Genomic DNA, 15,707 nt, shown 5'->3' with positions numbered 1-15,707 from the left:
TGATAGGACTTCGGACAAAATCCGGTGGAGGAGCGGTGAAAATGTCCGAAGAGGGCATGACTTCGGACAAAATCCGGTGGAGGAGCAGTGAAAATGTCCGAAGAGGGCATGACTTCGGACAAAATCCGGTGGAGAAGCGGTGAAAATGTCCGAAGTTGACTGGACTTCGGACAAAATCCGATGTAGAAAGTGATACGGAATTACTTATGTTATACGAAAAGCAGCAATCAATGCGAAAAACAGCTTTTTTTTAAAAAGGATTTAAAATGGAAATCGAAACTATAACCTTGGTTCTATTCGCACTAAAACTTAGTATCAATAAAAATAGAACAAACACTCAATGTTCAAAAACGGCCAATTCTACCATAATAATGACAGTGGGCTAAATGTAAAGAATATTAATTTTGTGTAAAGATTCTTTTTGAATAAAGAGGTGTACTGTCATGAGCGTGAAGGATCTGATTGAAGATACCCGAAGAAAAATGATCATTAGCATACGGGAAAATGGATATACGAGTAAAAAAACGATTCAATTAAGCCAGGAATTGGACATGTACATTTGGGAGCAGCAAAAAATTGGCATGAAACTCTTGAAGGAAAAAGCAGCGCATTGACAATCAATCAGTAGTTATAGATGTAGTTAGGATTTCGCAGACAGCAATTCAGATTTCATAGAGGAGTTGTGACAATCAATGAAAACTTCCAGTCTAGGCGACATTTTGAAAATGGAGAGATATAAAAGAAATCTGACAGTGGAACAGGTATGTGAAGAATTAGAAATTAAATTAAAGACACTTAACCGAATCGAGGAAAATAAAAGTGTACGGGGAACCACCATTAAAAAACTGCTAAGCTATTATCAAATGAGTAAAGAAATACAAAAAGGTGAACAAGACAATGGAAAGCAGTTAACGAAAATGTGACAATCTATCAATTTGTACATTGTGAGGGGGGACCCTCTTTTTTTATTTCTGTAAACTTGGAAGAAAAGTTACTAGCATCCTTTATGTTAACTTAAAAATATTTTGGTTGACATAAAATATTCATAAATCGTATCCTTAATCTAGATCACAGAAAAGGAGAGCTATTTATGAAATTAAAAGCACTGGATTTAACTCTGGCATCCATGTTCGTCGGCCTTATGGCGATCGGGGCGAATATCACCTCGTTTGTGCCGTTTATGGTGGTCGGCGGTGTACCGATTACGCTGCAAACTTTCTTTGCTATTTTAGCAGGAATCATCCTCGGCAGCCGTTTAGGTGCCATTTCCATGACGGTTTATGCATTAGTAGGGTTGGTAGGTGTACCAGTCTTCGCCAAGTTTGGGGCGGGGTTATCCTCTTTTGTCAGCCCGACTTTCGGATTTATCCTTTCGTTCATTTTAGCAGCCTATGTTGTAGGTAAAATCGTTGAGAAGAACCGTACTTTATCCGCATTTATCATTGCTTCTTTAACTGGGCTCGTCATTAACTATGTTTTCGGGACAAATTGGATGTATTTTGCCTATAAATTCTGGGCTGCTGCACCGGAAGGGTTTACGTACCAAATGGCCTGGCTTTGGATGGTTGTCCCTCTTCCAAAAGATATCATTCTTGCTGTTTTCGCCGGCATGATGGGACACAGGCTTGAGAAAACAGTCTTAAGCAAAGGCAGCTTCAAACATTTGAAAAAGACAGCATAAACATTAAAGGAGGAGGAAAAAGCATGGGATACTGGAAGGAATTAGCCGTGAGCGTCCTCAATGGGAATGAGCTGTCTGATGCGGAGGCTTTAAGAATTCTGGATTGCCCTGATCAGGAACTGCTCGAATTGCTCCAGGGAGCCTACATCATCCGCCATCACTATTATGGAAATAAAGTGAAGCTGAATATGATCATCAACACAAAATCGGGATTATGTCCCGAAAACTGTGGTTACTGTGCGCAGTCCAGCGTATCAGAAGCACCAATCCAAAAATATAAGATGATGGATAAGGAAACGATCCTTAAAGGCGCGGAACAAGCGTACAACCTGAATGCCGGCACCTATTGCATTGTGGCCAGCGGCAGAGGACCAAGTGAAAAGGAAATCGATACAGTCACTTCGGCAGTAGAGGAAATTAAAGAAAGATATGGCCTTAAGGTTTGTGCCTGCCTTGGAATTCTAAAACCTAAACAAGCAGAGAGACTGAAAGCCGCTGGTGTCGATCGGTATAACCATAATCTCAATACTTCAGTGAAACATCACAATGCTATCACGACATCCCATACATATGATGACCGGGTCAATACTGTCGAAATTGTCAAAGAATCTGGGATTTCACCATGCTCTGGTGTAATCCTAGGAATGAAAGAAACAAAGCAAGATGTGGTCGACATGGCACGGAGCCTGAAAGCACTTGATGCTGATTCAATACCGGTCAATTTCCTTCATGCAATTGACGGTACTCCACTGGAAGGGACCGATGAATTAAATCCGCGCTACTGCCTGAAAGTCTTATGTCTGATGCGATTCATCAACCCGACAAAAGAAATCCGGATTTCAGGCGGCAGAGAAGTGAACCTAAGAAGCTTGCAGCCATTAGGTCTCTACCCTGCCAACTCCATCTTTGTAGGAGATTATTTGACGACAGAAGGACAGGAAACAACCGCAGACCACAAAATGCTTCAGGATCTTGGTTTTGATATTGAATTTGCAAAGGAAGAAATCACAACATAAACTTTTAAAAGCCCCTGTGCATCAGACACTCCTCAGGGGCTTTTTTTAATTGTAAAGCCACTCTTATCTTCTTAATTTTACTTTACTATTTGTATACTGAATTTTTACAAAACTCAGGTTATTGCTTAATATTTTCCCTTTACTCTATTACTAGATTCAAAAATACATAGAAGAGGAGAGAAAATTATGAATGAACAAAATGGCTTGAACAGAAGAGATTTCTTAAAAGCGGGAGGGGTGGGCGCTCTTGCCCTAACGCTTGGCAGCACTGGAGTAATGGGGCTGAGTTCGAAAGCACTTGCAGATTCTGCTGATAATCCAACAAGCGGTTTTGGCGGGTATGGAGAGTTGGTCCCAGATCCTAATGGTATTCTTGATCTCCCAAAAGGCTTTCATTATAAAATTATCTCCAGAGAAGGAGACTTGATGACAGACGGAACCAAAGTACCTGGTGCTTTTGATGGAATGGCAGCGTTTGAAGGGCCGAACAATACGGCCATCCTGGTGCGCAATCATGAATTATCATCAGGTCCGGCATTTGGCAAAAATCCTTATGATCCAAATGCACAGGGTGGAACTACTGCTCTAGTTGTAGGAGCAAATCGTGAAGTCATCAAGGAATATGTAACCTCTTCAGGTACGATCCGAAATTGTGCTGGCGGAGCAACCCCTTGGGGAACCTGGCTGACTTGTGAAGAAAACCGTTCCGCGGGACACGGATATGTTTTTGAAGTGGATCCGACACAGCCAGAAAACGACATGTCCAAAACACCAATCAAGGAAATGGGGCGTTTTTCGCATGAAGCATGTGCCATTGACCCAGCGACAGGATATGTATACTTGACCGAAGATGCAAGCCCAAGCTTCCTTTATCGTTTTATCCCAAATGACCTGAGCCAAAAGCCGGGTGCGCTCCAAAAGGGCGGCAAGCTTTATGCGGCTGCGATTGAAGAGGTTGCGGATCCATCAGCAAGCACATTTAAAACCGGTCAAACTTTTAAGATTGTTTGGAAGGAAGTAGATCCACACTGGTGCCGAGAGGAAGCTGCTGCGCAAAAATGCATTGTATTCTCAAGGCTTGAGGGAGCTTTCTTTCAAGAAGGAGTCTTCTGGTTCGATGATACTTCTGCAGGTGACAAAAAGCTGGGCCGTGTTTATCGTTATGTTCCGCACACGAATACCCTGGAGCTTTTCTATGAGGGAAATGATGCAAAACAAATGGAATATCCAGACAATATCTGCTGTACTCCTTGGGGCGACCTTTGGTTTGCTGAAGATGGTTCCGGCCAGGACCGGATCATGGGGATTACTCCGGAAGGCAAGGTTTATCCTTTTGCAGCCAATCGTTTAAGTGATTCTGAACTGGCAGGTCCAATCTTCTCGCCTGATGGAAATACTCTATTCGTCAATATTCAAAGCCCTGGCAAAACGTTTGCCATTTGGGGGCCATTCCAGCGCCGTAATGCTGCGCGCGCAAGGGAAATGTCCTTTGCTGCACCAGCCAACCTTGCACCGCAGGTTTCTGAAAAAGTGGCCAAGGCTGCAAAAGCTCAAGGTATGTCCATTTTAGAAGCAGCAGCATTTGAACGCCACGGAATAAAAATGAGTTAGATCGTTTTACTGGAGACTATAAAAAAGATGTAAGCTGGACGCTTTGTATGGTTTACATCTTTTTTACATCCATGTGCTTGTTAACGAGCCTGGCGACCAGCAAGTTTTTTTTCTGAGCTGTCTAACAAAGGAGGTTATGTGAATGTTGCAGAATATCGGAATCCCTGGTTTAATTCTTGTTCTTGTCATTGCCTTAATTATATTTGGTCCATCCAAGCTTCCCGAAATTGGCCGGGCGTTTGGTTCTACTTTAAAAGAGTTTAAAAAATCAACTCGTGAGCTGGTTTCAGATGACGAGTCGACCAAAGAAGAAAAAAACAAAAGCAGCTTAACTCAATAAGAAATAGTAGAAGATGCGGGTAACCACCTTACTTTCATCTTCTTTTTTTAGAGGTGATTTTCATGGATGAAAAACAAATGAATCTAGTTGACCACTTGAGTGAATTGCGAAAACGCCTGATGATCATCGTTGGCAGCTTTATGTTGATTGTCATGATGGCTTTGATATATATAAAGAATATTTACCATTGGCTCATCCAGGATTTATCAATCAAATTAGCCGTTCTTGGTCCAAGTGATATCTTGTGGGTATATTTAATGCTCGCCGCTGTGATCGCCCTTGCAGGTACGATTCCAATAGCGGCCCATCAAATCTGGCTCTTCGTACGACCTGCCTTATCTGAAAAAGAAAAAAAGATAACAGTAGCCTACATACCAGCACTCTTCATGCTATTTATTGCGGGCATTTGTTTCGGATATTTTGTGATTTTTCCCCTAGTATTTCAATTCCTGCTATCGCTATCCGAAGACATGTTCATGGAATTTTTCACAACAGAAAAATACTTCCGTTTTCTGATTCATATGGTCCTGCCATTTGGCTTTCTGTTTGAACTGCCTGTCATTATTATGTTTTTGACAAGTCTCGGAGTGTTAAATCCATACCGTTTGCAAAAAGCGAGAAAGTATTCCTATTTTATGTTGATTGTAACAGCTGTTCTCATTACGCCCCCGGATTTTCTATCCGACATACTGGTTATTATCCCGCTGCTATTTTTATATGAATGCAGTGTTGTATTATCGAAAATCGTTTATCGAAGGAAACAGGTGGCTGAAGTTTCGGCAGCTTAAGTTTAACTTAAGGTAAGGCATGCATCGAGGAAGAACAAAAGGGAGATCAAGGGTGCCCGGAGTCTGAAGTATGATAGTTTTTGAGCAGCTTATAAACACGATCCTATTCCTTGGTCTTGAAAAAACATAATAGGATGCCGAATAATTTTTTTATTAAATTAATTGACAAATCAATTTATTGCTGATAATTTTAATATTAATAAATTTTGGAAAATAAAATCGATGACGAGAAGAGTAAGATGAGTATCCTGTTCCACAGAGAGTCGGTAAATGGTGCAAGCCGATGTTCAGAACTGATCCGAAAATCATCTCCGAGATGCAATGCTGAAAGGTCCAGTAAGTGTTGCCGGGTGGTCCCCCGTTACAAGGAACGCGTATGATTGTACGTTGATTGAGTGTCGTTTTGTGGATTATTCTATCCGCGAACGGAACTAGGGTGGTATCGCGAGCTAAACTCGTCCCTATTTTTAGGGATGAGTTTTTTTATTTTTCAAAAGATATTGTTTCAAAATCAAATATCAAATGAGAGATGAGGTATGGGTGATGAAGGAGCAATTGATCTATTTGAATGGAAAATTTGTCAGCAAAAAAGATGCAGTGGTTTCAGTGTACGACCATGGTTTCCTGTACGGAGACGGAGTGTTCGAAGGAATTAGAATGTACGAAGGCAATGTTTTTCGGCTGAAGGACCATATTGATCGGCTTTACGACTCAGCCAAGTCCATCATGCTGGCTATTCCCTATAGCAAACAGGAATTAAGTGATCTTGTTGTAGAGACGTTGAGGTTGAATAACCTTCGGAATGCTTATATCCGTGTCGTGGTCTCCAGAGGAGCGGGGAACCTGGGACTGGATCCCGCCTCTTGTTCGCGGCCCCAAGTTATCATCATTGCCGAAGAACTGTCATTGTTCCCGAAAGAATTATATGAGTCAGGGATAGACATTGTCACTGTCGCAACGAGAAGGAATCGCTCAGATGTACTTTCACCAAAAGTGAAGTCATTAAACTATTTAAATAATATCCTCGTCAGGATCGAGGCCAATTTAGCTGGTGTCAGTGAAGCGCTCATGCTTAATGACCAGGGATATGTGGCGGAAGGCTCTGCAGACAATGTCTTTATTGTAAAGAACGGTACAATCCTGACACCTCCCGGCTATGTAGGAGCACTGGAAGGAATCACAAGAAATGTCATCATGGAAATTGCCCGTGATTTGGGCTTTCCTATGAGGGAGGAAGTATTCACGAGGCATGACGTATATGTAGCGGACGAAGTCTTTTTAACCGGGACAGCGGCAGAGGTCATTGCTGTCGTGAAGGTTGATGGCAGAACGATTGGCACAGGCGAACCGGGGCCTTGTACCAATAAGCTTCTGGAGGAATTCAGAAAAACTGTGATGGAAGATGGAACAAAAGTGTATGAAAAACAGAATGCATAGCGCTGATCAATAGGGGGAGTTTACATGCGCAGTGACATGATAAAAAAAGGAGTCGACCGGGCTCCGCACCGGAGTCTGCTTTATGCAACCGGGGTAAAAGTAAGCGATCTTGAAAAGCCGTTTATCGGTGTCTGCAATTCCTATATAGATATTATTCCGGGACATGTCCATTTGAGAGAGTTTGCGGAAGTCGTCAAGGATGCGATCAGAGAAGCAGGCGGGATCCCGTTCGAGTTCAATACCATTGGGGTGGATGATGGAATCGCGATGGGACATATTGGCATGAGATATTCCTTGCCTAGCAGAGAACTAATCGCAGATTCGGCTGAAACCGTCATTAATGCCCATTGGTTCGACGGTGTATTCTACATCCCGAACTGTGACAAGATTACGCCGGGGATGCTGATGGCGGCAGTGAGAACCAATATTCCTTCTGTATTTGTTTCAGGTGCCCCTATGGAGGCAGGTGTCTCAAGCAGCGGACAGCCATTATCACTTGTGTCCGTATTTGAAGGTGTTGGTGCTTATCAGTCAGGCAGAATGTCCGAAGAGGAATTGCTTGATATCGAGCAAAACGCCTGTCCAACGTGCGGCTCCTGCTCGGGAATGTTTACTGCCAATTCCATGAACTCGCTTATGGAAATGCTCGGTGTAGCTCTTCCCGGAAACGGGACGCTCGTTGCTACCTCAAAGGAACGTCATAAATTGATTTATGACGCTGCCCGTTACTTGGTCGATATGATAAAAAAAGACATAAAGCCGCGGGACATTATCACCAAAGAGACAATTGATGATGCCTTTGCACTTGATATGGCCATGGGAGGATCGACGAATACCGTCCTCCATACACTCGCGATCGCAAACGAAGCAGAAATTGATTACGATTTGAGCCGAATAAATGAAGTAGCCAAACGAATTCCTTATTTATCTAAAATTAGCCCGGCATCCCATTATTCGATGCAGGATGTCCATAATGCCGGCGGTGTCAGCGCAATCATTAAGCAGCTTTGTGAAATGGAAGGAGCAGTAAACCCGGATCGTATCACAATCAGCGGCAAAACCCTTTACGAAAATGTAAAGGATGCAGAAGTGTTAAATAACGACGTGATTCGCAGCAAGGAAACGGCTTATAGCCCTGTCGGCGGTCTATCTATTTTGTTTGGAAATATTGCGCCTGATGGTTGTGTCATCAAGGTAGGTGCGGTCGATCCTTCCATCAAGACTTTTAACGGAGAAGCCATAGTCTACGAATCACAAGATGAAGCCTTGGCTGGAATCGAACGCGGTGACGTTCAGGAAGGGCATGTTGTGGTCATCCGTTATGAAGGACCAAAAGGTGGACCAGGTATGCCGGAAATGCTTGCCCCAACAGCTGCCATTGCCGGAAGAGGACTGGAGAAGAAGGTGGCCCTCATTACGGATGGAAGATTTTCCGGTGCATCCCGAGGCATATCGATCGGACATATCTCACCAGAAGCTGCTGAAGGAGGTCCGGTCGCGCTTGTACAAAACGGAGATACAATTTTAATAGATTTGGAAAATAGAACAATTAATCTTTCAGTCCCTGAAAAAGAATTAAATGAAAGGAGAGCTCAGTGGAAACAGCCAGAACCTAAAATCAAAAAAGGCTATTTAGCACGGTATTCGAAGCTGGTCACTTCCGCGAGCACAGGTGGAATCTTAAAAATTTAATATTTAACTCGATGACGAGGTTAGGAATTGGATCCCGTATTCACAGAGAGCTGGTCGTGCTGGAAGCCAGTAATACGCCAATCCCTTTATCCCCTCTGAGTGCTGTTTTGAAATAGCAGTAGGGACAGCCGAGTATACATCGATGTATACTCGTTATCAAAAATGAGACAAATCAGGTTAAGGGAAAAAAAGACCTGATATGCCTTAAAGGTTGCGTTTCGCAAGAGATGCATCGAATGAGGGTGGTACCGTGGAATGCTATAAGCCTTTCACCCCTGCACAATATGAATATATTTGCAGGAGTGAATGGGCTTTTTTTATTGCCATGAAAAGGAGGAGATTTAGATGAAATCCACAACGCCCATGGGAACGGTGGAAGCAGAACAATTGAAAATGAATGGAGCAGACCTTTTGATTCAGGCCTTGAAACAGGAAAATGTAGAAATTTTGTTTGGCTATCCTGGAGGGGCGGTCCTTGGCATTTATGATGCTTTACACAAGTCTCCGATGAAGCACATCCTCGCACGCCATGAACAAGGAGCCATCCACGCGGCTGAAGGGTATGCCCGTGTTTCGGGAAAGCCAGGGGTGGTCATAGCTACTTCAGGACCTGGCGCAACGAATATCGTGACAGGAATTGCCGATGCCATGATGGATTCGTTGCCGCTTGTGATTTTTACAGGCCAGGTTGCATCCCAAGTAATAGGAACGGATGCGTTTCAGGAGGCGGATGTCGTCGGGATCACGACACCGATCACGAAACAAAACTACCAGATAAAAAAGCTGGAAGATCTTCCAAGAATCGTGAAAGAAGCTTTTTACATTGCCACGACCGGACGGCCGGGACCTGTTTTGGTTGATATCCCAAAGGATTTAACCGCACTGCCAACACCTCCAACAAAGCAGGTTGAGGTTAATCTGCCAGGTTATCACCCGAATGTGAATCCTGACCCTGTGCATGTGAAAATTCTTCTGGAGGCACTGACTGAATCCGAAAAACCGGTCATTTTAGCAGGGGCAGGGGTTCTGCACGCTAAGGCTTCTGAAGATTTGCTTAGTTTTGCGGAATTCTATCAATTGCCTGTTGTCCACACTCTTTTAGGTCTCGGAGGATTTCCGGCACAGCATCCACTATTTTTGGGGATGGCTGGAATGCATGGGTGTTATGCCGCGAATATGGCCATTTATGAATGTGATTTATTAATCAATATAGGTGCCCGTTTTGATGATCGTTTGACTGGGAACCTGAAAACATTTGCGCCAAAAGCCAAGGTTGCCCATATCGATATCGATCCATCGGAAATTGGCAAAAATGTCGATACGCAAATACCGATAGCTGGCGATGCAAAGGCCGTGCTGCAGATGCTGATGGATCAAACAGTGCAGGAGCCAGATGCAAGGCTCTGGTTAGACCATTTAGAACAATACAAAAAAGATTATCCATATTGGTATACGGATACTGAGGAATTTCTTTCGCCTCAGCATTTGATCGAATTAGTGAACAAGCATACTAATGGCGAGGCCATTGTTACAACGGATGTCGGCCAGCACCAAATGTGGGCTGCTCAATTCTACTCTTTTTCTCAACCGAATCGCTGGGTTACTTCAGGCGGACTGGGAACAATGGGATTCGGTTTCCCGGCGGCAATCGGAGCGCAGTTGGCAGAGCCAGAAGCAACGGTCGTTTCATTAGCAGGGGACGGCGGATTTCAGATGACTCTGCAAGAATTGATTTTATTAAAAGAATGGAATTTACCAGTTAAAGTGCTGATCATCAATAATGGTTCGCTTGGGATGGTCCGCCAGTGGCAAGAAACGTTTTATGAGAAACGATTTTCACACTCGATTTTTTCCCTGCAGCCTGATTTCTTAAAGCTTGCAGAATCATATGGGATAAAAGCTTATAGAGTAAGCAATAAGGATGAAGCAGAGCAGGTCTTCAGGGAAGTTTTTTCAGACCGTGAGCCCGTCCTGATTGATTGCCGGGTGAATCCTGCTGAAAACGTCTATCCGATGGTCGCGCCTGGTAAAGGATTACATGAAATGATCGGGGTGAAACCATGAAGAAACGGATGTTCACGGCATTAGTGCATAACCAAAATGGAATTCTTACTCGCCTTATGGGGATATTCACGAAACATCAGTACCAGATTGAAAGCCTTGCCGTTGCCGTATACCCGGAGCTAAAAGAAGTTTCTAAAATGTCTGTCGTGCTGGAAGTGGAAGATGACCATAGATTTTTGCAGCTGCTGAAGCAAGTGAATAAGCAGATAGATGTACTCTATGTGTCAGATTCACCAGACGATCATGCTATTAATCGAGAGCTTGTATACATTAAGAAGTTACTAATATAAGAATATATGAAGAGGAGAGATTTAATATGGTAAAGGTGTATTACGATGCAGATGTAAATGCAGAGGTATTAAAAGGAAAGACAATTGCTGTCGTTGGTTACGGATCCCAGGGACATGCCCATGCACTGAACTTGCGGGATAGCGGGCAACAGGTTGTAATCGGATTGCGTGAAGGGAAATCCTGGGCTAAGGCAGAGATGGACGGATTCGCTGTCTTATCTGTCAAAGAGGCATGCGAAGTGGCGGATGTCATCATGGTCCTGTTGCCTGATGAAAAACAGCCCTCTGTATATGAACAGGAAATCAAGCCGGCCCTATCTGCTGGAAAAGCACTTGTCTTTGCGCATGGATTCAATGTTCATTTTCATCAAATCGTCCCGCCTGAAAACGTAGATGTATTTTTAGTGGCACCGAAAGGACCGGGACACTTAGTCCGGAGAACGTATGAGGAGGGTGCAGGAGTTCCAGCGTTAATAGGTGTGCATCAGAATGTGACAGGGAAAGCAATGGAACTAGCATTGGCATATGCAAAAGGCATAGGGGCAGCCAGGGCAGGTGTGCTGGAAACGAATTTTCAAGAAGAAACGGAAACCGACCTCTTCGGTGAGCAGGCTGTCTTATGCGGAGGTCTGACATCACTGGTTAAAGCCGGATTTGAAACTCTGGTGGAAGCAGGATACCAAAGAGAGGTCGCCTATTTTGAGTGTATGCATGAGCTGAAATTAATCGTCGATCTTATGTATGAACAGGGGCTGGAAGGTATGAGACATTCCATTTCCGACACAGCTCAATGGGGTGATTTTGTTTCCGGGCCCAGAGTCATTAACGCAGAAACAAAAGCACGCATGAAGGAAGTGCTGGAGGATATCCAATCAGGCAAGTTTGCGGAAGGATGGATTTTGGAAAATCAAGCGAACCGTGCTGAATTCAATGCGATCAATAACCGGGAGAAGCAGCATCCGATTGAAGCCGTTGGAAAAGAGCTAAGAAAAATGATGCCATTCGTACAGCAAAAGTCGAAGAGAGAACTGGCAAATAGTGCGAATAAATAATATTTAAAAAAACACATGTTGAGGTGAGCCCATTGGGAATTTAGTGAAGAACATCAATATTGTTGAAGCAATGGAACAACTGGTAGATAAAGTGCATCGCACTCCATTGAAGCAGAGTGCGACCTTGAATCAGTTAACCAATGCAGATGTCTATCTCAAACTGGAAAATTTGCAAAAAACGGGGTCGTTTAAAATAAGGGGAGCAATGAATAAAATTTTATCGATGTCAGACAAGGAAGCGGGAAATGGCATCCTGGCTGCATCTGCCGGCAACCATGCACAGGGTGTTGCCCTAGCTGCCGCTTTAAGAGGAATCAGGTCAAAAATCTATATGCCGAAGCATACACCTATTTCCAAGGCGGCGGCAACTAAAGCCTATGGAGCGGAGATTGTATTGGCCGGGGAGACATACGATGAATCCTATCAGTTGGCGGTAGAAGAAAAGTACAAAAATGGCAGCACCTTTGTTCATGCTTTTGATGAGGAATTGGTAATCGCCGGACAAGGAACAGTAGGGTTAGAAATTTTGGAACAAAATAGCCAATTAGATGTAATATTCGTGCCGATTGGCGGGGGAGGCCTGATTTCAGGAATTACCCTTGCAATCAAAGCCTTCAAACCCCATATGAAAGTAATCGGTGTCCAGGCAGCGGGAGCCCCCGCCGCCTATCATAAATTCACCGGGCAAAAAATGAAGACATCGCATCACATACACACGATAGCGGATGGAATAATGGTAAAGGAACCTGGATTTAAGACCTATCCAATCATAAATCAATATGTAGATGACATCGTAACCGTTTCGGATGAAGAAATTGCACATGCCATCATGTTCATGCTGGAAAGAGAAAAAATGCTGGTGGAAGGAGCGGGAGCAGCTGCGCTAGCGGCTATCTTATATAAGAAGGCACCGATAGAAAAGAAACGAATAGGGTGCATCATCAGCGGCGGTAATGTGGACCCCCTTAAGATCCAAACCTACAGGGAAATGTCCCAAAAAACAATGCAGCTATACTTTGCTGGGTGATAAATGAACTGGATCAGCAGCTTTCCTCACATAAAGCGGGGGAAAGCTTTATTTTTGTTTAATGGAAATTATGTTAATGAAATAGGTTGCGAAGAATACTTTAAAACGCTTGGAACAAAGCGTTTTTTTTGTAAAAAAAATAATACTTCCAGGGGTTTTCCAAGTGATTTGCCTCACTACAATGATAATCATTCGCAATTATGATGAAGGTAAGAAAACAAAGGGGGGATTAAAGTGAAAGTGTCAGAAGTGAAGAATCATGAAGATGTTCAGGAAGAAAAAGTAACGGTAAGCGTCCAAACATCTAAGATTGGTACCTGGATTTCAGTTGGAGTTGTAGGGGCAGTCATTCTGGCAACATATTTTGTGCTATTTGGATTATATATGGCGAGGATATAGGGGGGAAGGAAATGAAAATGCATTTGGACGAAAAAATCTGGCTATTCCTAAGTTTCGGAATGATTATGGGATTCATGATTTTTACAGGGTATCAAGCGGTTGCATTGGGGATGGGGCCGCCAAGTCATAAAGAAACGATTGATCCTAGAAATGTTGACCAAACAGCTCCATTTGATAAGCCTGGGATAAAACAGATTGGCGAGAATGAATATGAAGTTGTCATGACACTGCAGGTATTTAGCTTTACACCGATGGAGATTGAAGTACCAGCGGGTTCCACTGTCCATTTCACGTTGACTTCAAAAGACGTTGTTCATGGATTTCAAGTGGCAAATACGAATATAAACGCCATGGTCATGCCGGGGCATATCCAAAAAATTTCGCAAAAGTTTGAAGAACCTGGTGAATATTTAGTGCTGTGTAATGAATATTGCGGCGCCGGACATCAAGCAATGAGTACAAAGATCATCGTTAAATAAAAGGGGGGGAACAAAGTGCAACCTGCATTAAAAACAACATCAATTAAACAGAAAACAACTCAAGTATTGGGAATCAGTCTGGAAGATGCCAGAATATCGAAATCATATCTATCTGTAGCTTTTATCGCATTATTGCTGGGTGGTTTGCTTGGATTGTTACAAGGCTTGAATCGGGCTGGTGTCCTGCAATTGCCTCCATGGCTTAACTATTATCAAGTACTGACCGCTCATGGAATACTATTAGTTGTTGTTTTATCAGCATTTTTCACAATAGGTTACTTTTATGCCGGACTCTCCCATACCTTGGGAGGATTGCTCCCTAAAGTAAGGAAGATGGCATGGATCGGGTTTTGGATGAAGATCTTCGGCTTTGTATTGGTGGTCATTCCGATCCTAAGGAATGAAGCCTCCGTCATGTATACCTTTTATCCGCCAATGGCCGCTTCCCCAATGTTTTACTTCGGTTTAGTCTTTATTGTACTAGGTGTATGGATGCTCTCATTTGGAGCATTTACACAGGTGGCGAATTGGAGAAGGAACCACAAGGGGGAACATCTTCCGATTCTCGCATTCTTTGCAACTGGCGTCTTTGTCCTATTAGTCGGCGCAACAGCCTTTGTAGCTGTGGAAGTTATTTTCATGATTATTCCCTGGACACTTGGATGGGTAGACGGAATAAACGTGTTGCTTGCCCGTACACTATTCTGGGCGTTCGGGCATACAGCCGTTAACATTTGGTATCTAACAGCAGTATCTGCCTGGTATGTAGTGGTACCAAAAATAATTGGGGGAACCAGATGGAATGATCTATTAACTCGTATGGTTGTTATCCCATTAGTGATAATGAACATTACAGGAGGGTTCCACCATCAGATCATTGACCCGGGTATTTCCGAATCGATCAAATATATGCACGTATTCATGAGTCTGGCAATCGGATTCCCTTCTTTAATGACCGCATACGCAATGTTCAGGGTATTTGAACGAACTGCAAGAGCGAAAGGCGGAAAAGGGTTAGTTGGCTGGTATAAGAAAATGCCGTGGGGAGATGTTCGCTTCCTGGCTCCGTTCATTGCCATGGTTGCCTTCATCCCAGCTGGAGCAGGCGGTATAGTCCAAAGCACAAACCAATTAGACCAGGTTGTGCATAATACGATGTGGGTTGTAGGTCACTTCCATCTAACGTTGGGTATGTCAGTGGTCATGACATTCTTCGGTATTAGCTATTGGTTAGTTCCGTATCTATCAAAACGTGTCCTGACTCCAGCCATGAACAGACTGGGTGTCATTCAGACGGTTATTTGGACGATCGGCATGGTGATCATGGCAATATCAATGCATATCGTTGGCCTATTTGGATCACCGCGCAGAACCTCTTTTACAACTTATGGCGACTTCGCAGAAAAACTTGGATGGAATCCATATATGGCACTTGTAGGAATTGGGGCAACGCTGTTATTGCTCGCTGTTATCCTTCAAGTATATGCAGTATTCAATCTCATGTTCTTTGCACCAAAAGGAACGACCGAATTCCCAATCGCGGAAGAGGAGGCAGGTGCAGAAAAAACTCCGTATTGGACAGAACGATGGGGAATTTGGGTAGTACTCATGCTGCTGGTTGTTTCGATGGCTTATGTTCTTCCAATCGTTGATATGATCCTGAACGCGCCGCCTGGTTCTCCACCATTTAAAACCTGGTAAGGGAACTAACATAGAGATAGCTCTTGACTTTGAGCTATCTCTCTTTCAAATAATCACAGACTAAATAATGAAGTGTACTGGAACTAACGCTTTACAATGAAGAGCTACCATGAATAAAAAGCGGCTTAAA

Annotated in this window: 16 protein-coding genes and 1 other annotated feature; all 16 genes read left to right on the top strand. The window is 43.5% G+C overall.

Features of this window, described 5'->3' with window-relative positions:
- Positions 1 to 443: 443 nt before the first annotated feature.
- On the top strand, positions 444 to 614 hold the full coding sequence (locus EJA10_RS18905) for an aspartyl-phosphate phosphatase Spo0E family protein (RefSeq protein WP_125481595.1): 171 nt from the start codon (positions 444 to 446) through the stop codon (positions 612 to 614).
- Positions 615 to 692: 78 nt separating this feature from the next.
- Positions 693 to 923 (top strand): helix-turn-helix domain-containing protein, encoded by a 231-nt coding sequence (locus EJA10_RS18900; protein WP_125481594.1) that lies wholly within the window; start codon positions 693 to 695, stop codon positions 921 to 923.
- A 167-nt stretch (positions 924 to 1,090) separates the two neighbouring features.
- The gene (locus EJA10_RS18895; RefSeq protein WP_125481593.1) at positions 1,091 to 1,681 is read left to right on the top strand and encodes a biotin transporter BioY; all 591 of its coding nucleotides are present in this window, start codon (positions 1,091 to 1,093) and stop codon (positions 1,679 to 1,681) included.
- Positions 1,682 to 1,704: 23 nt separating this feature from the next.
- On the top strand, positions 1,705 to 2,697 hold the full coding sequence (gene bioB, locus EJA10_RS18890) for a biotin synthase BioB (RefSeq protein ID WP_125481592.1): 993 nt from the start codon (positions 1,705 to 1,707) through the stop codon (positions 2,695 to 2,697).
- 186 nt (positions 2,698 to 2,883) lie between these two features.
- On the top strand, positions 2,884 to 4,308 hold the full coding sequence (locus tag EJA10_RS18885) for an alkaline phosphatase PhoX (RefSeq protein WP_125481591.1): 1,425 nt from the start codon (positions 2,884 to 2,886) through the stop codon (positions 4,306 to 4,308).
- A 142-nt stretch (positions 4,309 to 4,450) separates the two neighbouring features.
- A complete protein-coding gene (locus EJA10_RS18880; protein ID WP_125481590.1) occupies positions 4,451 to 4,648 on the top strand; it encodes a twin-arginine translocase TatA/TatE family subunit in 198 nt (65 codons plus the stop codon).
- 62 nt (positions 4,649 to 4,710) lie between these two features.
- Positions 4,711 to 5,436 carry a twin-arginine translocase subunit TatC gene (gene tatC / locus EJA10_RS18875; protein ID WP_125481589.1) on the top strand — a complete coding sequence of 242 codons (726 nt, stop codon included), beginning with the start codon at positions 4,711 to 4,713 and terminating at the stop codon, positions 5,434 to 5,436.
- 213 nt (positions 5,437 to 5,649) lie between these two features.
- Positions 5,650 to 5,902: a binding site (T-box leader), on the top strand.
- A 77-nt stretch (positions 5,903 to 5,979) separates the two neighbouring features.
- Complete coding sequence (gene ilvE / locus EJA10_RS18870) at positions 5,980 to 6,873, top strand: branched-chain-amino-acid transaminase (protein WP_125481588.1); 894 nt, start codon at positions 5,980 to 5,982, stop codon at positions 6,871 to 6,873.
- 24 nt (positions 6,874 to 6,897) lie between these two features.
- Positions 6,898 to 8,565 (top strand): dihydroxy-acid dehydratase, encoded by a 1,668-nt coding sequence (ilvD, locus tag EJA10_RS18865; RefSeq protein WP_125481587.1) that lies wholly within the window; start codon positions 6,898 to 6,900, stop codon positions 8,563 to 8,565.
- A gap of 345 nt (positions 8,566 to 8,910) precedes the next feature.
- A complete protein-coding gene (gene ilvB / locus EJA10_RS18860; protein WP_125481586.1) occupies positions 8,911 to 10,629 on the top strand; it encodes an acetolactate synthase large subunit in 1,719 nt (572 codons plus the stop codon).
- Entirely contained in the window at positions 10,626 to 10,919 is a 294-nt protein-coding gene (gene ilvN / locus EJA10_RS18855) for an acetolactate synthase small subunit (protein ID WP_125481585.1), read from the top strand. Before ilvB ends, ilvN begins: the two co-directional genes overlap by 4 nt.
- Positions 10,920 to 10,945: 26 nt before the next feature.
- Positions 10,946 to 11,971, top strand: coding sequence for a ketol-acid reductoisomerase (gene ilvC, locus EJA10_RS18850; protein WP_125481584.1), 1,026 nt, complete (start codon positions 10,946 to 10,948; stop codon positions 11,969 to 11,971).
- Between the two features lie 43 nt (positions 11,972 to 12,014).
- Positions 12,015 to 12,998: a threonine ammonia-lyase gene (gene ilvA, locus EJA10_RS18845; protein ID WP_342773939.1), complete on the top strand. Its 984-nt coding sequence runs from the start codon at positions 12,015 to 12,017 to the stop codon at positions 12,996 to 12,998.
- A 234-nt stretch (positions 12,999 to 13,232) separates the two neighbouring features.
- A complete protein-coding gene (locus EJA10_RS23525; protein ID WP_170169190.1) occupies positions 13,233 to 13,397 on the top strand; it encodes a hypothetical protein in 165 nt (54 codons plus the stop codon).
- An 11-nt stretch (positions 13,398 to 13,408) separates the two neighbouring features.
- Complete coding sequence (locus EJA10_RS18840) at positions 13,409 to 13,876, top strand: cytochrome c oxidase subunit II (protein ID WP_125481583.1); 468 nt, start codon at positions 13,409 to 13,411, stop codon at positions 13,874 to 13,876.
- Positions 13,877 to 13,891: 15 nt separating this feature from the next.
- Positions 13,892 to 15,577 carry a cbb3-type cytochrome c oxidase subunit I gene (locus EJA10_RS18835; protein ID WP_125481582.1) on the top strand — a complete coding sequence of 562 codons (1,686 nt, stop codon included), beginning with the start codon at positions 13,892 to 13,894 and terminating at the stop codon, positions 15,575 to 15,577.
- Positions 15,578 to 15,707: the final 130 nt, after the last annotated feature.

Source organism: Mesobacillus subterraneus, assembly GCF_003937825.1.
GTDB classification, from domain to species: domain Bacteria; phylum Bacillota; class Bacilli; order Bacillales; family Cytobacillaceae; genus Mesobacillus; species Mesobacillus subterraneus.
This window is presented reverse-complemented; position numbering and strand designations above follow the sequence as displayed.